This is a genomic window from Mesorhizobium mediterraneum (assembly GCF_002284565.1).
GTDB classification, from domain to species: Bacteria; Pseudomonadota; Alphaproteobacteria; order Rhizobiales; family Rhizobiaceae; genus Mesorhizobium; species Mesorhizobium mediterraneum.
Genome location: NZ_NPKI01000037.1, coordinates 92,937 through 114,740 on the forward strand (window position 1 = coordinate 92,937; position 21,804 = coordinate 114,740).

The following is a 21,804-nucleotide window of genomic DNA, read 5'->3' on the forward strand; positions in this document are numbered from 1 at the left end:
ATGACAAGAATGGAAAATCCCAGCGTCTCGATCCGGGACCTGTCGCTGAATTTCGGCGCGATTTCGGTGCTGGAGACGCTCAACATCGATGTCGCCGAAGGCGAGTTCATCGTGCTGCTCGGTCCGTCCGGCTGCGGCAAGTCGACCTTGCTCAACTGCATCGCCGGCCTGCTCGACGTTTCGGACGGCCGCATCTTCATCAAGGGCAAGAACGTCACCTGGGAGGAACCCAAGGACCGTGGCATCGGCATGGTGTTCCAATCCTATGCGCTCTATCCGCAGATGACGGTGGAGAAGAACCTGTCCTTCGGGCTGCGCGTCGCCGGCATCGCCAAAGACGAGATCGCCAAGCGCATCGCGCGGGCCGCCGAGATCCTGCAGATCGAGCCGCTGCTGCAACGCAAGCCGTCGGCGCTTTCGGGCGGCCAGCGCCAGCGTGTCGCCATCGGGCGGGCGCTGGTGCGCGACGTCGACGTTTTCCTCTTCGACGAGCCGCTTTCCAATCTCGACGCCAAGCTGCGCGCGGAGCTGCGTGTCGAAATCAAACTGCTGCACAGCAAGCTGCAGAACACCATGATCTATGTCACCCACGACCAGATCGAGGCGATGACGCTGGCCGACCGCATCGCGGTGATGAAGGGCGGCGTGATCCAGCAGCTCGATGCACCGCAGACGATCTACAATCGCCCGGTCAACCGTTTCGTCGCCGGCTTCCTCGGCTCGCCGGCGATGAATTTCCTCGACGGCAGGCTGGAGAAGGACGATGGCAGCTGGCACTTCGTGGCCGAGGATGTGCGGATCCCGCTTGCCACCTACGCTTTCGAAAAGGAGCCCGTGCCGGGAGCGGCCGTGTTCGGTATCCGGCCCGAGCATGTCGCGTTCAACAGCGGCGCTGGATGGCCGTTTACAGCCATGTCAAATGTCGTGGTCGTCGAGCCCATGGGTTCCGACACGCTGGTCTGGCTGAAGCTCGCAAATCAGAATTTCACGGTGCGGGTGACATCTGAGCGCACGCCAAACAACGCCGACGCTGTGAGCATCGGTTTTGATCCGATGCGCGCTTCGCTGTTCGACGCCACAACCGGCACCCGCCTTTAACGCCGCAAAACCTCATTCCCAACAATTTCACCTCAAACACATCCATCCCCAGAGAACGGACAGAGACGATGAATTGGTCATTCCAACTTTACAGCGCCCGCAATTTCCAACCCTGGGAAGGGGTGCTCCAGATGCTGGGCGAGCTCGGCTACGCGCAAGTCGAGGGGTTCGGCGGCGTCTATGACGACCCCAAGGCATTTCGTGCTGAACTCGACAAGAACGGGCTCACCATGCCGACCGGCCATTTCTCGATGGATGCGCTCGAGAAGGATTTCGACGGTGTGCGCAAAATCGCCGACGCGCTCGGCATCACGCTGCTCATCTGCCCCTATCTGGTCGCCGAGAGCAGGCCGACCGACACGGAAGGCTGGCGCGGCTTCGGCGCACGCCTGGCCAAGGTCGGCGAGACGGCTGAGAAAGCCGGCTACGGCTTTGCCTGGCACAACCACGATTTCGAGTTCAAGAAGCTTGCCGACGGCTCTGTGCCGCAGGACCATATCCTGGCGGCAGCGCCCGACATCGCCTGGGAGATGGACGTGGCCTGGGTGGTGCGCGGCGGCGACGATCCGCTGCCCTGGATCGAAAAGTATGGCAAACGCATCGCCGCCGTCCATGTCAAGGACATTGCCAAGCCCGGCGAGGGTCTCGACGAGGACGGCTGGTCGGATGTCGGCCACGGCACGATCGACTGGGCCGGTCTGATCACGGCGCTGCGCGCCAAGAGCGCCGCCAAATACTACGTCATGGAACAGGACAACCCCAACGACATCGCGCGCTTCGCCCGCCGCTCGATCGCAGCCGCCAAGACCTATTAGGAGCAAACCAGCATGGCAAAAAAACTTGGGATCGGCGTCATCGGTTGCGGCAACATCTCGAAGGCGTATTTCTCGTTTGCGCCGCTGTTTCGCGGCATCGAGATGCGCGCCTGCGCGGATATCAACATGGATGCGGCCAAGGCGCGGGCGAAGGAGTTCAAGCTGCGCGCCGAGACAGTCGAAGGGCTGCTCAAGGCCGACGATATCGACATCATCGTCAACCTCACCGTTCCGGCGGTGCACTACGAGGTGTCGAAACAGATCCTCGATGCCGGCAAGCACGTCTATTCCGAAAAGCCGTTCGTGCTATCGGTCAAGGAAGGGCTCGACCTGAAGAAGCTGGCCGAGAGAGACGGACTGCGCATCGGCTCGGCGCCCGACACTTTCCTCGGTGGCGCGCACCAGCTTGTCCGCAACCTGATCGATACTGGAAAGCTCGGCAAGATCACCAGCGGCACATGCCATGTGATGAGCCATGGGATGGAGCATTGGCACCCCAATCCGGACTTCTTCTTCCAGCCTGGCGCTGGCCCGGTGCTCGATATCGGACCCTATTACATCACCAATTTGATCCAGCTGATCGGGCCGGTGAAGCAGGTGGCAGCCTTCGCTTCGATCCCGAAGACAGAGCGCACCATCAGTTCGAAGCCGCGCGCCGGCGAAAAAATCCTGGTCGCAACGCCGACGACGATCCACGGCGTAATGGAGTTCGAGAATGGCGCCGTGGTGACACTCAATACCAGCTGGGACGTGTGGAGCCATGGCCATGCGCCGATGGAGCTCTACGGCGAGTTGGGTACGGTGTTTTTGCCGGATCCGAATTTCTTCGGCGGCGACGTTCGCGTCACCGACGCCGCCAAGCCGGTCAAGAAGCTGCCGAAATGGAAGCATCCGTTCGGCGTGCCCAACCAGATGCATTCGCATGGCATGATGGCCAACTACCGCACCGCCGGTCTCGCCGACATGGCACTGGCGATTGCGGAAGGCCGGCCGCATCGGTGCTCGATGGAACTGGCGCTGCATGCCGTCGATGTGATGACCGGCATGTTGCGGTCGGGCGCGAGCGGAAAGTTCGTTGCCATGCAGACCACCTGCGAACGGCCTGCGGCACTGGGCGTCAAGGATGCGGAAGCGCTTTTGGCGAAGAAGAAAGGGCTCTCGGCGAAGAAGAAGTAGGGTAAGCGCTTTAGTGATTTGCGGACACGTGCTGTTTACCGTCCCTCTCCCCATAGAAACGGGGAGAGGCTAAGGGTGAGGGGCAGAGCCGACTCACCCTTTTTCGCGGTGGCAACTGCCGGGCTCGCTTTTGATTTGAGGATCTCCCATGCCCTATGTGCCCGCCGAAAACCGCTACGAGAAAATGGTCTACAATCGCTGCGGGCGATCCGGCCTGAAATTGCCGGCGATCTCGCTCGGGCTCTGGCACAATTTCGGTGACGACACGCCGCACCGGACCAAGCAGGCGATCGCGCGCAAAGCCTTCGATCTCGGCATCACGCATTTCGACCTCGCCAACAATTACGGCCCGCCGCCTGGTTCGGCGGAAATAGCTTTTGGCGAAATCCTGCGGACCGATTTCTCCTCCTATCGCGACGAGCTGATCATCTCGACCAAGGCCGGTTATGAGATGTGGGCCGGACCCTACGGCGAATGGGGCGGGCGCAAATATGTGCTGGCCAGCCTCGACCAGAGCCTGAAGCGGATGGGGCTCGACTATGTCGACATCTTCTATTCGCACCGCTTCGACCCTGAAACGCCGCTGGAAGAAACGATGGGCGCGCTCGATCACGCGGTACGCTCGGGCAAGGCGCTTTATGCCGGCATCTCCTCCTACAATTCGCAGCGCACGCGCGAGGCCGCCGACATATTGAAGCAGCTCGGAACGCCTTGCGTCATCCATCAGCCGAGCTATTCGATGCTCAATCGCTGGGTCGAGGACGATGGTTTGCTCGACACGCTGGAGGGGCTCGGCGTCGGCTCGATCGTGTTCACGCCGCTGGCGCAAGGTATGCTGACCGACAAATATCTCGGCGGCATCCCCGAGGGTAGCCGCGCCAGCCAGGGAAAGTCGCTGAGGCCGGCCTTCATCAACGACAAGACCATCGCCAACATCAAGGCGCTGAACGCCATCGCCGGACGCCGCGGGCAGACCCTGGCGCAGATGGCGCTGGCCTGGGTGCTGCGCAAGGGTCGGGTGACTTCGGCGCTGATCGGCGCCAGCCGGCCGGAACAGGTCGAGGACTGCGTCGGCGCGCTGAAGGTGCTCGACTTCAGCGATGCCGAGCTCGCCGAAATCGACACGTACGCGCGCGAAGCCGATATCAATCTGTGGGCCGCCTCCGCCGAGCGCAAAGGACCACCACGCAAGTGATCCACTACGGAAGTGATCCACTACGGAAATGACGGGCGACACATAACCGAACAGGTACGGCGGGAACTGCTCCCGCCGTTTCATTTACTCGGCCCGGAGTTGGCCGGCTTCTGGTCCATGCCGGCACAGAAACAGTAGCAAAAACGCCCGTTCGTCGCTATCTGGATAGAATTGAAGCCGCTTGCATGCGGAAATGACGTGCAACCGGCGCAAAACGGGTTGGATACAGAATCATGGCGGCAAGGGATGTGCTGACGAAAAACCAGTTGTGCGTGCTCGAGAAGCTCGAGGCCGCCAGCGGGCCGCTCAGCGCCTATACATTGCTCGACCAGCTTCGCGAGCGGGGCTTCCGTGCACCGCTGCAGGTCTATCGCGCGCTCGACACGCTGGTGAAGTCCGGTTTCGTGCACAGGCTCGAAAGCCTCAATTCCTTTGTCGCCTGCGCCGAGCCGCACGACCACAGCCATTCGATGACCGCCTTTGCCATCTGCGACACATGCGGGCAGGTGACCGAATTTTCCGACCATGATGTCGGGCACCGGCTCGACGAATGGGTGCGCTCGACCGGCTTCGCCGCCAAGAAAGCCGTGATCGAGTTCCGCGGTACCTGTGCGAAATGCCTGGCCGAGGCAGCTTAGATCAAGGAAGCGGATCGGTTCGAAGCCTCGCTGGGTGCCAATGATGGCACTAGGTATGCCGGATGTGCAGGATCTCGATTGCATCGGCATGGGCGCGGTAGAAAACTTTGTAGGGATAGTGACCTATGAAGAGAACGCGAACGTCAGCGATATCGGTCGCGTGACCACTTTCTGGAAATTCGGCAAGTCGCGAAATTCCAGCTTGGATCCGGGAAATGACTGAATAAGCACCCTGAGGCGACCGCTCTTCGAGGTAGTTGAAATCGCTTCGCGTTCGGCAAAGGCTTGCCGTGTGAATCGGATATTCATAGCCTGCGGCGAATGTCGGCAGCGCGAACCGTATCCTCATCTATGAAGGTGCCGTGATCGGCCTCTGCGAGTCCTGCTGTTACAGCGCGGCGCTCTGTTTCCGACGTGGCATACAGACCGGTTCGGCGCGCTTCAATGACGCGGGCATAGTCGGCGAGCTCTTCTTGGTCTTCGCGAGGCCAAGCTTCCGCGTGCTTTACCAGGTTCTCAAGTGTCTTGGTGATCATGAGGCAGTATAGCACACCGCTGCTTCTCGTGAAGCTTGAACCGAAATATGGCTCGACGGCAGGCGCACAACCTGAGAAGCGCGAGCCACACCCGATACTGCCTTCCTAAACGGGAAATCGATAGCGTCCCCGAACTAATGCGCCTCTTCCCAATTGTTGGCGGCGCGGGCGTCGACATGCAGCGGCACTGACATCGACACCGCCGGCATCGCGGCGTTCTCCATCACATGGCGCACGACGGGGATCGTCGCCTCGACCTCAGCTTCCACCGTCTCGAAGACCAGCTCGTCATGCACTTGCAGCAGCATGCGGGCCGACAGCTTCGCCTTTTCCAGCGCATCGTCCATGCGGATCATGGCGCGACGGATGATGTCAGCCGCGGTGCCCTGCAGGCGTGCGTTGATCGAGGCGCGCTCGTTGAAGGCGCGGACCGAAGGATTGGAAGAGCGTATCTCCGGATAGTGGATGCGGCGGCCGAAGATCGTTTCGACGAAGCCGTGCTCGCGGGCATAGGCCTTGGTTGCGTCGATATAGTCGCGGATGCCCGGGAAGCGCTCGAAATATTTCTTGATGTAGGCGCCGGCCTCTTCGCGCGGGATCGACAGCTGGTTGGCGAGGCCAAAGGCGGAAATGCCGTAGATAATGCCAAAATTGATCGCCTTGGCGCGGCGGCGTATCTCCGAGGGCATGCCCTCGACCGGCACGTTGAACATTTCCGACGCGGTGATGGCGTGGATGTCGGCGCCGTCGGCAAAGGCCTGTTTGAGCTGCGGGATTTCGGCGACATGGGCGAGCACGCGCAGCTCGATCTGGCTGTAGTCGGCGGAAACCAGCTTGTTGCCCTTGTCGGCGATGAAGGCCGTCCTGATCTTCCGCCCCTCGACGGTGCGTACCGGAATGTTCTGCAAATTGGGATCGGAGGACGACAGCCGTCCTGTCGTCGTCGCGGCAAGGGCATAGGAGGTGTGGACGCGCTTCGTATCGGGATGGACGAAACCGGGCAGCGCATCGGTATAGGTCGATTTCAATTTGGTCAGCTGGCGCCAGTCGACGATCTTGCGCGGCAGTTCGTGGCCTTCGGCGGCGAGGTCTTCCAGAAGTTGCGCCGAGGTCGACCACTGGCCGGTCTTGGTCTTGGAGCCGCCGGGCAGGCCCATCCTGCCGAACAAGATGTCGCCGAGCTGTTTTGGCGAGCCGATATTGATGCGCTCGCCGACGAGCTGGTAGATTTCATCCTCCAGCCGCGCGGCGCCCTGTGCCAGTTCGCCGGAGAGCCGCGACAGGATCTGCCGGTCGACGGAGATGCCGCGCTGCTCCATTCTTGCCAGCACCGGCACCAGCGGCCGTTCCAGCCGCTCGTAGACCGAGACGAGGCCCTTGGCGGCAAGCCGTGGCTTCAGCACCCGCCAGAGCCTGAGCGTCACATCTGCGTGCTCCGCGGCATAGGCCGTTGCCTTGATGATATCGACCTGGTCGAAGCCGACGAAGCTTCTTCCCGAGCCGGCCAGCTCCTTGAGGGCAATGGTCGAGTGGCCGAGCCACTTTTCCGACAGAGCCGCCATGCTGTGGCCGCCGGACGTGCCTGCGTCGAGCACGTAGGAAATCAGCATGGTGTCGTCGAAGGGGGCGACATCGATGCCGTGGCGGCTCATGACGACGAGGTCGTATTTCAGCTCCTGAACGATCTTGAGAACCGACTTGTCCTCCAGCAACGGCTTCAGAATGCCAAGCGCCTCACGGATCGGGATCTGGTTTTCGACCACTCCGCCGCCGAGCAGGTCGCCGTTGCCGCTTTTGTGGGCGAGCGGCACATACGCGGCGCGACCGGGCGCGGTGGCCATGGAGAGGCCGATCAGCTCGGCCTGCATCGGATCGGCTGACGTGGTCTCGGTGTCGAAGGCGACGATGCCGGTCTCCATCGCCTCGGCCACCCACGCCTTCAGCGCTGCTGTGTCGCGGATGGTGACGTAGGCGCTGGTGTCGATCTTGCTGGCGGTGGCGTCCTCGAAGCGAAGCGCCGAGAGAAGCGAAGGGGTGTCGCCTTCCTTGGGTTCCACCTTGACGGTGGCCGGCACCGCTTCCCCGGCTTCGTCTGTCACTGCGCCTGCCGCGCTTTCGGCGGCTGCCGGCACTCCAAACCCGACATCGGGACCATGCGCGGTGTCGGCGCGCTCGATAATGACGGGAACGGCCTTGACATCAGCCGCATCCGTTCCGGTCGCTTCCGCCACGCGGCGGGTCAGCGAGGAGAATTCCATCGTCTTGAGGAAGCCGATCAGCTTTGGCCCGTCGGGCGGGTGCAACACGAAATCATCGAGCCCACCGATCCCCGGCACGTCGTTCTTCAGCGTCACCAGTTCACGCGAGATGCGCGCCTTGTCGGCATTGGCGATGATCGATTCGCGACGCTTGTCCTGCTTGATCTCGCCGGCGCGCGCCAGCAGCCCGTCGAGGTCGCCGAACTGCTCGAGCAATTGCGCCGCCGTCTTCGGCCCGATGCCGGGCACGCCCGGAACATTGTCGACCGAATCGCCGGTCAGCGCCTGCAGGTCGATCATCTTTTCGGGCGGCACGCCCCATTTCTCGACGACTTCGGGAATGCCGATCTGGCGGTCCTTCATCGGGTCGTACATGCCGACCGTTGCGCCGACCAGCTGCATCAGGTCCTTGTCGGAGGAGATGATGGTGGTGTCGGCGCCGGCTTCGCAGGCAAGCCGGCAATAGGTGGCGATCAGGTCGTCGGCCTCGAAGCCTTCCATCTCGATGCAAGGCAGGTTGAAGGCCCTGGTCGCCTGGCGGATCAGGCCGAATTGCGGGATCAAATCCTCCGGCGGCGCCGAGCGGTTGGCCTTGTATTCGGGGTAGAGATCGTTGCGGAAGGTTTTCGACGAATAGTCGAAGATGACGGCGAAATGCGTCGGCACCACGCCGACATCGGTGTTGCGGGCGTCCTGCGTCAGCTTCCACACCATGTTGCAGAAGCCGAGCACGGCACTGGTCGGCAGCCCGTCGGATTTGCGGGTGAGTGGCGGCAGTGCGTGATAGGCACGGAAGATGTAGCCGGAGCCGTCGACAAGGAAGAGATGATCGCCTTTTTTCATGGGACGAAGGGATAGCGCGGCGCAGCGCCGTGGTCCATGCCAAAGGCGGCCTCAACCACCGGTTCCCGCAACATCCCTGACAAGTCGATCGGATCACGGGTATGTTACAAAAGTGTAATCTTCGTGCCCTTGAATCGCCACGTTCGGAGACACAGATAAACGCCATCGGCATTTTTCGCCGAAGTCCGGAGCAAGGCCCGTCCCCCGCCTATCCCGGACACTTGCGGCAGCCTATCCCCCCTCTCCGGGCTGCCGCATCGTTTCGAGTAAAGGCCGCCGTGGTTCCCCCTCCACCACGGCGGCATTTTTTTACCTTTCGACGCCCGTGGTCCAACGACCGCCGGCTTTTCGTTTCTGCCTCGCAGCTTTAGGGTTGCCGCTCAGAATCGAAAGGCTGATAAAAATGTCCACAATTTCCCCCGTCCTCGACCGTCTCGACAAAAATCTCGACGAGAGCCTGGAGCGCCTGTTCGGCCTGCTCAGGATCAAGTCGATCTCCACCGATCCGGCCTACGCCGCCGACTGCCGCAAGGCGGCGGAATGGCTGGTGGCGGAACTCAAGCTGATCGGGTTCGATGCCAGCGTGCGTGACACGCCAGGCCACCCGATGGTGGTGGCGCATCATGACGGGCCGGCGGGCGCGCCGCATGTCCTGTTCTACGGCCATTATGACGTGCAGCCGGTCGACCCGATCGAGCTCTGGGAAAGCGACCCGTTCTCGCCTTCGGTGAAGGAGATCGAGCCCGGCCACCAGGTGATCACGGGGCGTGGCTCGGCCGACGACAAGGGGCAATTGATGACCTTCGTCGAGGCTTGCCGTGCCTGGAAGCAGGTGCATGGCGGGCTGCCATGCCGCATCACGATCCTGTTCGAGGGCGAGGAGGAGTCCGGCTCGCCCTCGCTGAAGCCGTTCCTCGAAGCAAACGCCGCCGAACTCAAGGCCGACTTCGCGCTTGTCTGCGACACCGGCATGTGGGACCGCGATACGCCGTCGATCTGCGTCGCGCTGCGGGGGCTGGTCGGCGAGGAGATCACGGTGAAAGCCGCCGACCGCGACTTGCATTCCGGTCTCTATGGCGGTGCTGCCGCCAATCCAATTCGCATCCTGGCCAGGATCCTGGCCGACATCCACGACAAGGACGGCCATGTCACCATTCCGGGGTTCTATAACGGTGTCGAGGAGACCCCTTCGCAGATCCTGAAGTCATGGGAGACGCTCGGCGAGACCGCCGAGACATTCCTTGGGCCTGTCGGACTGTCGATCCCGTCTGGCGAAAAGGGCCGCTCGGTGCTCGAGCTCACCTGGGCGCGACCGACGGCCGAGTTCAACGGCATTACCGGCGGCTATACCGGCAAGGGGTTCAAGACAGTGATCGCAGCGGAAGCCTCGGCAAAAGTGTCCTTCCGCCTCGTCCACAAGCAAGACCCGGAAAGGATCCGCGCCGCTTTCCAGGCCTTCGTGAGGGAGCGCATCCCGGCCGACTGCTCAGTCGATTTCCACCCACATGGCGGCTCGCCGGCGATCCAGCTTTCCTACGACTCGCCGTTTCTCGCCAAGGCCAAGGACGCGCTGTCCGACGAGTGGCCGAAGCCGGCGGTGACGACGGGAAGCGGCGGCTCGATCCCGGTGGTCGGCGATTTCCAGACCTATCTCGGCATCGAATCCTTGCTGGTCGGTTTCGGGCTCGACGATGACCGCATCCATTCGCCGAACGAGAAGTACGAGATGAGTTCCTTCCACAAGGGACAACGCTCCTGGGCACGCATTCTCGATGCGCTGACACGCTGACAGGGCAAGAATTCAACTTTCTGTTGATTTTTCATCGGATCGCGGCGAGGACGGGCTAGAGCGACGTGCGTCCGGTTGGGTGCACAAATCACCGCACGGGCTGCGACCGGAGAATACGATGAGCGATATCCGCTTCCATAAGAACGACCTGCCCGGGCTCTTGCACTACGACGTCGGGTCGGTCGCTATCGACACGGAGACGCTGGGGCTCAATCCGCATCGCGACCGGCTTTGCGTGGTTCAGATCTCGCCGGGCGACGGTTCCGCCGACGTCATCCAGATCGCGCCCGGCCAGAAGAAGGCGCCAAACCTCGTCAGCCTGCTCAGGAACCGCAGCATAACCAAGCTCTTCCATTTCGGCCGTTTCGATCTCGCCGTGCTCTATAATGCCTTCGGCGTCATGCCGGAGCCGGTGTTCTGCACCAAGATCGCCTCGCGGCTTACCCGAACCTACACCGACCGGCACGGGCTGAAGGACATCTGCTTTGAGCTTCTCGGCGTCAGCCTGTCGAAGGCGCAGCAATCGTCGGACTGGGCGGCGGAGACGCTGTCTCCCGAACAACTCGAATACGCAGCCTCCGACGTGCTCTATCTGCACCAGCTGCGCGATGTGCTGACGGCCCGGCTGGCGCGCGACAACCGGACCAAGGAGGCCGAGGCCTGCTTCCGCTTCCTGCCGACGCGTGCGAAACTCGACCTGATGGGCTGGGATGAGGCAGACATCTTCGCCCACAGCTAAGGTGGAACCAGATGTTCGCCGCGACGTTCTGTCGGTCCACGGAGGGGATGAAATGGCTGCCCGGAAACCAATCGAAACGGCGCCTAAGGATGGTTCCAAGGTCACCGTCTACTGGAAGGACAGCGACGGCGTGATGAACGAATCCATCGCGCAGTACCGGTCGCTAGATCGGCTGAAAGCGGCCGGCGGCGACTGGGACGAGAATGACACCGGCTGGTGGGCCTATACGGACGGTCATACGCAAAAGAAGATCGAGCCGATCAGCTGGCGGCCTGCATCGGGGGATGACGACGGCGAATGACGCCGCTGGCGGGGCCGTCTCGTTTCCAATAGTTTGGGCCTGTTGCAATCGGGGGTCGATTCGGAGCTTTCTGCTCCGCGACCGTTCGCTCAGGAGGGATCTGCAATGGGTACTGAGAGCCTGCTTGTCTTCATCATCATCGGTGCGATCGCCGGCTGGCTCGCCGGCTTGATCGTCAAGGGTTTTGGCCTCGGCCTGGTCGGCAATATCGTCGTCGGCATCGTTGGTGCCTTGATCGCCGGCTGGCTCTTCCCAAGGCTGGGGTTCGCCATAGGCGGCGGTATATTTGCCTCCATCATCCACGCCACGATCGGCGCGGTCATCCTGCTCGTGCTGATCAAGCTGGTGAAGCAGGCCTGATCCTTCGAAAGACATCAAGGGCGCGCCATGAAACAGAACTCGCTCTATCTCATTATCGGCGCGCTCGTCGTCGTGGTCATCGCGCTCGGCATCTATGTCTATCGCGAGCAAACCAGGCCGAAGGGCGTTGAGCTTAAGATCGACGATAAAGGTATTTCGATCCTGCAGAACTGAGCGCGCCGGGTTCTGCCGCGCAAGGGTGCCGATGACATTACCCCATCCTGTCCGTCGTTCTCGCCCTTCAGGCCAGGCTCTCAGGTGATATCCCGAATCGACTTCAAAGCCAGCGATTCTGTACGAGCCGCGCTCTCGACCATCGGACGCACGGAAGACCTGCGCTTTTCGCCGGACAATCGATTGCTGGCAATTGCTGGATACACGCGAGAGCGCTGTCTGATCCTGCGGGTCGACGTCGAAGCGGCGCCGAGCGGCCCACGAGTCACCGTCCATGATTTCATGGAGCTGACGTCGGAAAGCATGGGCGAGGTCCACGGTCTCGATTTCATCGATGACCGAACCCTGGTGATTGCCAATCGTGATGGGCTGGTTGCGATATTTGCCTTGCCCTCGGGAGAGCCGGCCGGCCGCCAGTGCGACATTGTACCCATTCGCGAGATCACGGGCGGGCTGTTTTGCAAGCTGAAAACGCCAGGGTCGGTCGCGGCCAGGCATGAGTCGCGTGGCCGAGTCAGCCTCCTGGTCTGCAACAATTACAGGGACCGGGTCACGCGGCATGTCGTCGACCGGTGGGGCTACCGCGCGTGGAAGAACCAGGCGCTTCTGAAGCGCGGCCTGAGCATACCCGATGGCATTGCGCTCAGTCATGATGGCCAATGGATCGCCGTCAGCAGCCACGGCACCAACGATGTGAAGCTCTACAACATGTCCGCGCGGCTGGGGCCGGATACCGAACCCGCCGGAATCCTGCAGAACGCCAATTACCCGCATGGCCTGCGTTTTACGGGCGATGACCGGCAGATCCTTGTCGCCGATGCAGGCAGCCCACTGCTTCACGTGTACGATCGCGACGCGGGCTGGAGCGGCAGCCGCACGCCCTCCCGCTCTGTTGCCGTCCTTGACGACGAGACTTTCGGGCGCGGCAGGGCCAGTGTCGAAGAAGGCGGCCCGAAGGGTCTCGACATCGATCGCTCGAACAGCGTTGTGGCGGTGACCTGCGAAGAGCAGACGCTGGCCTTCTTCTCGCTGACATCGATAACCGGTCGACCACCGAAGTTTGAGCCCAGTTAATGCAAGTCATTGGTTTTGTTGCCGCTATTGCCGACGAGACCAAAAATTGACGCCAAGGCAGGGCCGCTCCATCCTTCGATGCGCCCGGAGAGAAAAGCCAGGCCGAATATCGAATGAGAGTGACGTATCGACACATCCGCGGTATGATCTTGGCACAGGGAGTTTTGGGGCCAACCCACCTACTTTTAGGAGGTTGCCATGAGGCACCAAACACTGGACCAACTGCATACGGTGGCAAAGGTACACAGAGACCCAACACCTCCTGGAATGGACCGAACCCAGCGTCTCGAACGTTGGTCAAAACTTCTCGAACGGCAGCCCAATCGGCTCCTTACCGCACTTACCGGGACCGAATATCGTTCGTCGCCCGAGCGCGACGTAATGCGTGGCGAAGGCTCGCCAATATCGGTTGCCTTCGACGATCCGATTCTGCGCGATGAGGGGTTGAAAGACGACACTTATGGCGAAGCAAAGCGTTTCTTCGAACTGACCGACGATCAGCTCCACGAAATCGTCTGCTACTGCCATGTGGGCGAGACGATGCAATCATCCCGGGCAGCGCTTTGCGTTCGTGATGCGATCGACTAACGGATGATCCACCAAGGTGAATGACTTTGGTGACAAGTCATATGCAGATTCAATTGTTTAGAGCGCGATCGAATGTAAACCCACTTTACCGGTCGCGCTCTAATGACGGCATAAATTACGGCTACCTTGCTATGAGCGGTTCGCGCCGAACGACGGTGGCTGAGCAGTTGACGCCGAATGCGAGAAGGCGCCGCCGTCTCGCCAGGGATTCCGTTGTTGCAGACCGCCAGAAGCAAGAAACGCAGCGGTGACATGCATAACGCATTGAATTAACTTTGAACCATTTAACCCGCCCTTAAATCGCCGCATCTACTCTCCACCCCGGACGCCATGGAGCGACGTGCGACCGTTCGGACGCACAGAGTACGCTCTTGAAGCTTCGCATCGTGCTTTCCGAAAATCGATTCCGATTTCGGGCCGATGCGATAGGCATCGGGATAGACAGCACAGCGCATGGCGAACCGCAGAGACAGCCGCATCGAACCCAGCTTCGAGGGACCGCCACGGGCGAAATCCTCGGCCGGTTTTTCGGTGAGCGAGGAGGATCGCGTCGTGCCGAGCAACCGGAAGACCTCTGCAAAGCGCCAATCGGCCAAGACAAAATCGTCGCGTCGCGGACGCGGCAAAAGCCGGCGCGGTCTGTTCGGCGTGCTCGGCCGGTTGTTCTACTGGTGCTTCGTGCTGGCCATCTGGGGCGGGATCGCGACTGCCGGCATCGTCGTCTACTACGGTGCGAAAATGCCGGCGGCCACCACCTGGGCCATTCCCGACCGCGCGCCCAATATCAGGATCGTCTCCGTCGATGGAAAGCTGCTCGCCAATCGCGGCATGAGCGGCGGCGAAGCCGTCGGCCTGCATGAAATGTCGACCTATATTCCCGAGGCTGTCATCGCCATCGAAGATCGCCGCTTCTATTCGCATTTGGGCATCGATCCGATTGGTCTGTCCAGAGCCATGGTGGCCAACGTTGTCGGCGGGCGTTTTTCGCAGGGCGGCTCGACGCTGACCCAGCAATTGGCGAAGAACCTGTTCCTGACACCCGATCGCACGCTGGAACGCAAGGTGCAGGAAGTGCTTTTGGCGCTGTGGCTCGAGCACAAGCACACCAAGGACCAGATCCTCGAAATGTATCTCAACCGGGTCTATTTCGGCTCCGGCGCCTATGGTGTCGAAGCGGCCTCGCGCCGCTATTTCGGCAAGAGCGCGCGCGATGTCACGCTGCCCGAGGCCGCACTTCTCGCTGGCCTGTTGAAGGCGCCGTCGCGACTGTCTCCGGCGCGTGACCCGAAGGCGGCCGAGCAGCGCTCGCAGCTCGTTCTTGCCGCCATGCGCGACGAAGGCAAGATCAGCGCCAAGGAACTGACCACGGCGATGAGCGCACCAGCGACGCGGGTGGCATCCTACTGGACGGGCTCGGAAAACTATGTCGCCGACACAATCGTGGAAGAACTGCCCGACCTGATCGGCGATGTGCGCAGCGACATCATAGTCGACACCACCGTCGACCTCACGCTGCAGAAGCTCGCCGAACAATCGATCCGCCGGCTGATCGACGGGAGCGGCAAGAAGCTCAATGCCAGCCAGGGTGTGCTGGTGTCGATCGACAATTCCGGCGCGGTGCGTGCCATGGTCGGCGGCTATGATTATTCGACCAGCCAGTTCGACCGTGCCTCGGAGGCGCGCCGCCAGCCGGGCTCGGCGTTCAAGCCCTTTGTTTACATGGCGGCACTGGAGGCCGGCCGCACGCCCGACAGCGTGCGCAATGACGCGCCGATCAGAATAGGCAAATGGACGCCAACCAATTACGGCGGCAAGTATTTCGGCAAGGTGACGCTGGCGACGGCGCTGGCGAAGTCGCTGAACTCGGTGGCCGCCCAGCTGACCATGGAAGTCGGACCTGACGCCGTGGTCGAGGCGGCGCATCGCATGGGCATCCAGTCCGACCTCACGGCCAACACCTCGATCGCGCTCGGCACATCTGAAGTGACGCCGCTGGAATTGACGTCGGCCTATGTCCCCTTCGCCAATGGCGGCTACCGGCCGGAGGTCCATTTCATCCGCCGCGTGACGACAACCGGCGGCAAGGTGCTCTACGACAACAATGGCGGCGGCGCCCCGCGCGTCGTCAAGCCCGAGATCGTCGGTATGATGAACTCGATGATGACCGGCACGGTCGAAATCGGCACTGCCAGGAAGGCGGCCTTTGCCTGGCCGGCAGCCGGCAAGACCGGCACCAGCCAGAATTCGCGCGATGCTTGGTTCATCGGCTATACCGCCAATCTCACCACCGGCGTCTGGTTCGGCAATGACGATGGCAGCCCGATGAAGAAGGTCACCGGCGGCGCGCTGCCGGCGCAGGCCTGGCATGAGTTCATGGTCGCTGCGCATGAAGGCGTGCCGGTGCGGCCGCTGCCTGGAACTTGGCGGTCGACGCCTGCGGATACGATCGTGCAGGACGAAATACCGTCCAACACGGCGCAACCGGCGCCGGTGCCGTCCGCTTCGGTTGGCCAATCCGCGCCGTCCGCCCAAAAAGCGTCATCGCCTCGCGCTGTGCGTCCCGCCGAAACGATCGATGGCGGCGGCTTCGGCATCCCGGGCGGTGACAGCGCCACCGCATCGATCAAGCGCCCGGTGCCGCCGGGCGATGTCGGCGGCCCGGTCAAGAAGCGGCAGACCTCGATCCTCGACATCCTCACCGGCGGCTGACCCCTCGTCATCGCTGCCGTGTTCCGCTACATCTCCGGGTTAAAAGTGCTAGAGCGTACTTTGTGCGTCCAAAGGGACGCACGTCGCCCTAGAGAGATCGCGAATGGCCGAAACCGACACCAGAAAGACAATCGTGCTGACCGGCGCCAGCCGCGGCATCGGCCATGCCACGGTCAAGCGCTTTTCGCGCGAAGGCTGGCGCGTCATCACCTGCTCGCGCCAGGCCTTTGCCGAGGACTGCCCGTGGCCGGCCGGTCCGGAAGACCACATCAAGGTCGATCTCGCCGACCAGGAGGATGTCGGCATCGCGATCTCGGAAATCCGCCATCGGCTGGAGGCGCATGGCGGCCAGCTTCATGCGTTGGTCAACAATGCCGGCATCTCGCCGAAGCTCAAGGACGGCAACAGCCGCATGAATTCGATCGACACGCCGATGCATGTCTGGCGCGACGTATTCCAGGTCAATTTCTTCGCGCCGATCATGCTGGCGCGAGGATTGTTTAGGGAATTGGCATCGGCCAAAGGCTCGATCGTCAACGTCACCTCGATCGCCGGCACCCGCGTGCATCCCTTCGCCGGCACCGCCTATGCGACGTCGAAGGCCGCGCTCGGCTCGCTGACGCGCGAAATGGCGCATGATTTCGGCCCGCACGGCATCCGCGTCAACGCCATTGCACCCGGCGAGATCGACACGGCGATCCTGTCGCCGGGCACCGAAAAGATCGTCGAGACGATTCCGCTGCGGCGGCTGGGCACCACGGCAGAAGTCGCCGACATCATCTTCTTCCTGTGCTCGCAGCAGGCTTCCTATGTGACGGGCTCGGAAATCCACATCAATGGCGGCCAGCACGTGTGAGACTTGAGGCTAAGGACTGCTCATCCGGTTATGGTGAGAACAGCCTTGCCGCTGATGCTGCGCCGTCGCAGTGCGTCCAGGGTTTGGGCGATGTCTGTCCACTGCACGGTCAAGGCCACGCGGGTTTCTAGCCGGCCAGCCGCGACCAGAGCGAGCAGCGAGGCGATGTCCGCGCCAATGCCCGGGCCAGAGGCGTAGTAGGCGAAAGTCTGAAGCCTCGCCCCCTCGTGACCCGGAACGAACTGACGGAATCCAACTGATGTGAGTTCGCCGCTGCTCGAACCGAACATGACGATGATCCCGCCAGGTGTGACACGTTCGATCGCGTGTGCGAGGCTTTCACCGCCGACTGACTCAGTGATCAGCGAAAACGGCCCCTCAGCCAATTCGATCGACTCGACAACTTGCTCGGCTCCAAGGCCGCGGAGATCGTCAGCATGCCGGGCGGCGGCGATCGCGGTCACAGACGCGCCCTGCTGACGGGCGATCTGGATCTGGAAACGACCGACCGCGCCGCTTGCGCCGGTGATTAGGATCTGCTGGCCGGCCAGGTCGCCGCCATGGCGCAAAGTCCTTAGCGCCGTCGTGCCCGCGACCGGAAGCGTGGCTGCGGAAACGAAGCTGACTCCATCCGGCAGGACGGCGAGACGATCGGTTGAAACGGCAACACGTTCGGCCCAGCCGGCCTGGTCGACCAAAGCCGCAACCCGGTTGCCCACGGCTGGCCCGGAGCCATCGGCTGCTGCCCGTTCGACAACCCCAACGATGTCCTGGCCGGGTATCCAGCCGTTCGGACGTATGGTGAGCAGGCGCAGCTCGCCGCGGTTCAACGAGGTTGCGTGGACCGAGACAAGCGCCTCGTTTGCGAGGGGCTGAGGTTCCTCGGACTCGGCGAACCTCAGCCCGGTGGCGCTGTCGGGAGACGTGACTAGGGCGAGCATGGGGATCGTACCTTCTTACTGGTTTGTGGACGCCAGCTTCCTCCTGGAAAGCACGGCAAGCTGGCCCACTCAGAATACTCATCGAGATCGCAAGTCATGCCGGCGATGGGCGCGCGCGCAGCGTCAACGCGATCAACTGCTGCCTGCCATATTTTTGACCGGGGGGCGCAAACCGAAGCCTATCGACTTTCCCGGTTAAAGAATTTAGCTATCATGGCGTTTAATCGCTAAAAGCCGTCAATCATGAGACAGCCTCTTCGCTGGCCCTGGCCCGATCTCGATGTGGATGATGTGCTCGCGCCGGCGATTGCGGTGCGCGTTGACGTCACCGAAACCAGAGCGGAGGTGCCCGTCCATCGGCACCGCAAAGGCCAACTCGTCTTCGCGCTCGGAGGCGGCGTCACATGCCACGTTCCAAGCGGCCTATGGATGGTCCCGCCTCATTGCGGGGTCTGGATTCCCGGCGACATGGAGCACAGCAATGTTGCGACGGCCAACGCCCTAATTTTTTTCGTGTACGTTGAGCCGGAAGCCGCCGATCTGCCGGACCGGTGCTGCACCCTTTCGATCTCGCCGCTGCTCCGCGAACTGATCATCGAGCTGTCTGATGGCGTGCAGGACGACCACGCGAGGGATGAGCTTTTGACCAAGATCCTGCTGACCGAATTGCCGCGTATGCCTGTCCAGCGGCTGCATCTGCCGATTTCATCCGAGCCACGCTTGAGGAGGATCGCCGAAGCGTTGGCGCAAGACCCTGCCGACCGTAGCACATTGGCGGAATGGGCCAACCGCGTCGCGCTCAGCGAGAGCAGTCTCGCTCGCCTCGTGGTTAAGGAGACAGGGCTGAGCTTCGGGCGCTGGCGCCAGCAATTGCACTTGATCGTCGCAATTCGAGAACTGGCCTCCGGTGCCAGCGTCCAGCAGGTCTCGGGTGATCTCGGCTATGGTTCCGTCACGGCCTTCATCACCATGTTCAAGAAGGCGCTTGGGAAGCCGCCGGCAAAATACCTCGGCAGTATCACTCAAAATGGTGGCTCTGCATTCGTGGCGTGATCAACTCGCTGCGGGCGGAGATCGACTGTGCGATCTTCCGCCGGCCATCGGCCAGTGGCGACCAGTACGCATGATCGTGCAGGATCGGCTCAGGCAGCGGACGGTTCAGCCGCCTCTGGCTTGTGACCAAGCACCACTTCGACGATACCACGGGCGATCTCGCGCTCGCCCATGATCACCGTGTCGGCACCGAGCCCTTTGAGATGCTCGACCTCGGCATCGGAGTGGGCGCGGGCGATGACGTTGATCTTCGGGTTGGCGGCGCGGGCGCGCAGCACGATCTGTCCCGCCTCGAAGGCATTGGGGATGGCGAGGATCAGCCGCTTCGCGCCCTCGGGATTGGCAGCGGCGAACACCTCGCTGTTCGCGGCGTTGCCGGACACGGTCTCGGTGCCGTCATCCCTGAGCTTCGCCAGCGTCTTGTCGGCATCCTCGATGACGAGGAAGGGCAGGGCGGCCTCCTTCAATGATGCGCCGACGAGGCTGCCGACACGGCCGTAGCCGACCAGGATTGAATGGCCGGTAAGCGCTGTCCTGGGCGGCGGCCCGTCCTCTTTCACCGGTGCCGCAACCGAAGCCAACTGGCCTGGCTCCGTCGCGGGGCCAATCGGCTTTGCCTCGTCGAGCGGCGCCGTCTTGCCGGCGCGCCTTTCCAGCCACGGTTTCATCCAGTCGACGGCAAGGAACATCAGCGGGTTGAGAACGATCGACAGGATAGCGCCGGCGAGGATGAGGTCGCGTCCTTGTTCGGGCAGCAGCTTCAGCCCGACGCCGAGCTCGGCCAGGATGAACGAGAATTCGCCGATCTGGGCAAGGCTTGCCGAAATCATCAGCGCGGTCGGTATCGGATAGCGGAAGGCGACGACGATGACGAAGGCGGCCAGCGATTTGCCGATGACAATGATGGCCAGTGTCGCCAGGACCGGCCAGCCATTGCTGATCAGGCTGAACGGGTCGAACAGCATGCCGACCGAAACGAAGAACAGCACGGAAAAAGCGTCGCGCAGCGGCAGCGATTCCTCGGCCGCCCGATGGCTGAGTTCGGATTCACTCATGATCATGCCAGCGAAGAACGCGCCCAGCGCCAGCGAGACGCCGAATAGCTTGGCCGCGCCGAAGGCGACGCCGAGCGCGATGGCAAGCACCGCCAGCCGGAACAATTCACGCGACCCGGTGTGGGCGACGTAGTGCAGGATCCAGGGGATGACCCGGCGGCCGACCACCAGCATAACGACGACAAAGGCCGCGACCTTGGCCAGCGTGACGCCAACGACGCCCCAGATGCCGTAGCTGGCCGGCAGCAGGCTGCTATGGGCCTCCACTTGCTGCTGGCCGCCCAGCACGCCAGCCAACGCCGGCAAGAGCACCAACGCCAGCACCATCGCCAGGTCCTCGACGATCAGCCAGCCGACGGCGATGCGGCCGCGCTCGGTCTCGATCAGCCGCCGTTCCTGCAAGGCACGCAACAGCACCACGGTCGAGGCGACGGAAAGCGCCAGCCCGAACACCAGTCCAGCGCCCATCGACCAGCCGAGCATCCAGGCAAGAATGGCGCCGAACGCTGTCGCGAAGCCGATCTGCACGATGGCGCCGGGCACGGCGATGGCGCGGACCGACAACAAATCCTTCAACGAGAAATGCAGGCCGACGCCGAACATCAACAGGATCACGCCGATCTCGGCGAGTTCATTGGCGAGGCCGGCATCGGCGACGAAGCCCGGCGTGTTCGGCCCGACCAGCACGCCGGCGATGAGGTAACCGACCAGCGGCGGGATGCGGAAGCGATTGGCAATTGCGCCGAAGACGAAAGCCAGCCCCAGACCGGCGACGATGGTGGCGATAAGGGGCGTGTCATGCGGCATGGTCTATGGAGCGCCTTTCAAAAATCACGATGTCGGATATGCGCCGCCAAAAGAAGCCGCCGCTTTGGCAATATGGGGGCTTGGGTGGCCGCGAGGCAACCCACAATGCCATGAAATCGATGACAAGAATGGCAGAAGGCAAGCCGCCTCGAGGCTGGCAATGGTTGCTGCAAAAAGGAGAAGGCTTGCGCGGCTGATGCCTGCGATCAGGCCGCCTGCAGCAGGTTCTCGATATCGACGATGGTGTGGTTGGTCAGTGTCTTCGGAATTTCCACTGTGATCTTCTCGGCAACTTCCTTGTGTAGTTTTCGGCGCATGTCGCCCAGCACCTGCGGCGGTGCGATCAGCACCATTTCCTTGAAGGCGCCGCGGTGCGCAAGCTTGTACAGCCGCTCGGCAATTTCGTCGGCGAAACGCTCCTTGCCGAGGCGATGCCAGTCAGTGTCCTCGACTGCGCTGCGGTGGACGGAAGGGCCGTCGCTGTAGCGGCCGGGGCGGTCCGAACCCTGCTCTCGCGTCGCCGGATTTGCCTGCTCCATCTCCTGCACGACCTGGAGGTCGGGATATTGGGTGTCGCCACGGTTCTCGAGGAACAGCGCCTTCTCGCCGTCGGCCACCACGATCCACAGTCCGCGTTTCAGCTTGAGGTTGTTCACGGAGCGCTCCTTTTTCCTGTTTTTCATGGTTTTCTAGGCCCTTCTCTGGAGCCATTGCCGCAGCTGAACAGCCAGGCTCGGATTCGCAGGGCAAACGCGCGTCGAGGCAGGAATGTTCCGATGACGATAAGAACAGCGAGCGA

The 21,804-nt window shown here is 62.2% G+C and carries 22 protein-coding genes; 16 read left to right on the forward strand and 6 right to left on the reverse strand.

Annotated elements, in window-relative coordinates; translation table 11 throughout:
* From CIT25_RS27600 to CIT25_RS27620, 5 genes are all read left to right on the forward strand, one after another.
* Positions 1-1,098 carry an ABC transporter ATP-binding protein gene (locus tag CIT25_RS27600; RefSeq protein WP_095488472.1) on the forward strand — a complete coding sequence of 366 codons (1,098 nt, stop codon included), beginning with the start codon at positions 1-3 and terminating at the stop codon, positions 1,096-1,098.
* Between the two features lie 68 nt (positions 1,099-1,166).
* Positions 1,167-1,913: a sugar phosphate isomerase/epimerase family protein gene (locus CIT25_RS27605; RefSeq protein ID WP_095488327.1), complete on the forward strand. Its 747-nt coding sequence runs from the start codon at positions 1,167-1,169 to the stop codon at positions 1,911-1,913.
* 12 nt (positions 1,914-1,925) lie between these two features.
* Positions 1,926-3,089, forward strand: coding sequence for a Gfo/Idh/MocA family protein (locus CIT25_RS27610; protein WP_095488329.1), 1,164 nt, complete (start codon positions 1,926-1,928; stop codon positions 3,087-3,089).
* Between the two features lie 148 nt (positions 3,090-3,237).
* Positions 3,238-4,284, forward strand: a complete 1,047-nt coding sequence (gene mgrA, locus CIT25_RS27615) for an L-glyceraldehyde 3-phosphate reductase (protein WP_095488331.1) — start codon at positions 3,238-3,240, stop codon at positions 4,282-4,284.
* 233 nt (positions 4,285-4,517) lie between these two features.
* Positions 4,518-4,922, forward strand: coding sequence for a Fur family transcriptional regulator (locus tag CIT25_RS27620; RefSeq protein ID WP_023675234.1), 405 nt, complete (start codon positions 4,518-4,520; stop codon positions 4,920-4,922).
* A gap of 49 nt (positions 4,923-4,971) precedes the next feature.
* Here the strand turns inward: CIT25_RS27620 and CIT25_RS38575 are convergent, their stop codons facing one another.
* The 3 genes from CIT25_RS38575 to polA all read right to left on the reverse strand — a co-directional run bounded on the left by CIT25_RS38575 (position 4,972) and on the right by polA (position 8,559).
* Positions 4,972-5,271, reverse strand: a complete 300-nt coding sequence (locus CIT25_RS38575; RefSeq protein WP_095488333.1) for a type II toxin-antitoxin system RelE/ParE family toxin — start codon at positions 5,269-5,271, stop codon at positions 4,972-4,974.
* The gene (locus CIT25_RS36535) at positions 5,228-5,458 is read right to left on the reverse strand and encodes a hypothetical protein (protein WP_158302660.1); all 231 of its coding nucleotides are present in this window, start codon (positions 5,456-5,458) and stop codon (positions 5,228-5,230) included. Before CIT25_RS36535 ends, CIT25_RS38575 begins: the two co-directional genes overlap by 44 nt.
* A 134-nt stretch (positions 5,459-5,592) precedes the next feature.
* Positions 5,593-8,559 (reverse strand): DNA polymerase I, encoded by a 2,967-nt coding sequence (gene polA / locus CIT25_RS27630; RefSeq protein WP_095488335.1) that lies wholly within the window; start codon positions 8,557-8,559, stop codon positions 5,593-5,595.
* 403 nt (positions 8,560-8,962) lie between these two features.
* Here polA and CIT25_RS27635 point away from each other — a divergent pair, with 403 nt between their 5' ends.
* From CIT25_RS27635 to CIT25_RS27675, 9 genes are all read left to right on the forward strand, one after another.
* Entirely contained in the window at positions 8,963-10,348 is a 1,386-nt protein-coding gene (locus CIT25_RS27635) for a M20/M25/M40 family metallo-hydrolase (protein ID WP_095488473.1), read from the forward strand.
* A gap of 118 nt (positions 10,349-10,466) precedes the next feature.
* On the forward strand, positions 10,467-11,087 hold the full coding sequence (locus tag CIT25_RS27640; protein ID WP_095488337.1) for a ribonuclease D: 621 nt from the start codon (positions 10,467-10,469) through the stop codon (positions 11,085-11,087).
* 52 nt (positions 11,088-11,139) lie between these two features.
* Positions 11,140-11,388, forward strand: coding sequence for a hypothetical protein (locus tag CIT25_RS27645; RefSeq protein ID WP_095488339.1), 249 nt, complete (start codon positions 11,140-11,142; stop codon positions 11,386-11,388).
* A gap of 105 nt (positions 11,389-11,493) precedes the next feature.
* Positions 11,494-11,748, forward strand: coding sequence for a GlsB/YeaQ/YmgE family stress response membrane protein (locus tag CIT25_RS27650; protein ID WP_095488341.1), 255 nt, complete (start codon positions 11,494-11,496; stop codon positions 11,746-11,748).
* Positions 11,749-11,775: 27 nt separating this feature from the next.
* Entirely contained in the window at positions 11,776-11,922 is a 147-nt protein-coding gene (locus CIT25_RS27655; RefSeq protein ID WP_095488343.1) for a hypothetical protein, read from the forward strand.
* Between the two features lie 303 nt (positions 11,923-12,225).
* Complete coding sequence (locus CIT25_RS27660; protein WP_245330009.1) at positions 12,226-12,996, forward strand: YncE family protein; 771 nt, start codon at positions 12,226-12,228, stop codon at positions 12,994-12,996.
* Between the two features lie 198 nt (positions 12,997-13,194).
* Positions 13,195-13,584 carry a hypothetical protein gene (locus CIT25_RS27665; RefSeq protein ID WP_095488347.1) on the forward strand — a complete coding sequence of 130 codons (390 nt, stop codon included), beginning with the start codon at positions 13,195-13,197 and terminating at the stop codon, positions 13,582-13,584.
* 453 nt (positions 13,585-14,037) lie between these two features.
* Complete coding sequence (locus tag CIT25_RS27670; RefSeq protein WP_095488348.1) at positions 14,038-16,293, forward strand: transglycosylase domain-containing protein; 2,256 nt, start codon at positions 14,038-14,040, stop codon at positions 16,291-16,293.
* 103 nt (positions 16,294-16,396) lie between these two features.
* Entirely contained in the window at positions 16,397-17,149 is a 753-nt protein-coding gene (locus CIT25_RS27675) for an SDR family NAD(P)-dependent oxidoreductase (protein WP_027153080.1), read from the forward strand.
* A gap of 20 nt (positions 17,150-17,169) precedes the next feature.
* Here the strand turns inward: CIT25_RS27675 and CIT25_RS27680 are convergent, their stop codons facing one another.
* Positions 17,170-18,090, reverse strand: coding sequence for a zinc-binding dehydrogenase (locus CIT25_RS27680; RefSeq protein ID WP_095488350.1), 921 nt, complete (start codon positions 18,088-18,090; stop codon positions 17,170-17,172).
* 243 nt (positions 18,091-18,333) lie between these two features.
* On the opposite strand from CIT25_RS27680, the gene CIT25_RS27685 reads away from it, so the two are divergent.
* Complete coding sequence (locus tag CIT25_RS27685) at positions 18,334-19,143, forward strand: AraC family transcriptional regulator (RefSeq protein WP_095488352.1); 810 nt, start codon at positions 18,334-18,336, stop codon at positions 19,141-19,143.
* A gap of 89 nt (positions 19,144-19,232) precedes the next feature.
* On the opposite strand, the gene ybaL is transcribed toward CIT25_RS27685, so the two are convergent.
* Entirely contained in the window at positions 19,233-21,005 is a 1,773-nt protein-coding gene (gene ybaL, locus CIT25_RS27690; RefSeq protein ID WP_095488354.1) for a YbaL family putative K(+) efflux transporter, read from the reverse strand.
* 5 nt (positions 21,006-21,010) lie between these two features.
* Here ybaL and CIT25_RS27695 point away from each other — a divergent pair, with 5 nt between their 5' ends.
* Positions 21,011-21,202: a hypothetical protein gene (locus tag CIT25_RS27695; protein WP_095488356.1), complete on the forward strand. Its 192-nt coding sequence runs from the start codon at positions 21,011-21,013 to the stop codon at positions 21,200-21,202.
* Between the two features lie 9 nt (positions 21,203-21,211).
* Here CIT25_RS27695 and CIT25_RS27700 read toward each other — a convergent pair whose 3' ends face one another.
* Complete coding sequence (locus CIT25_RS27700; protein ID WP_095488474.1) at positions 21,212-21,661, reverse strand: baeRF12 domain-containing protein; 450 nt, start codon at positions 21,659-21,661, stop codon at positions 21,212-21,214.
* Positions 21,662-21,804 lie beyond the last annotated feature (143 nt).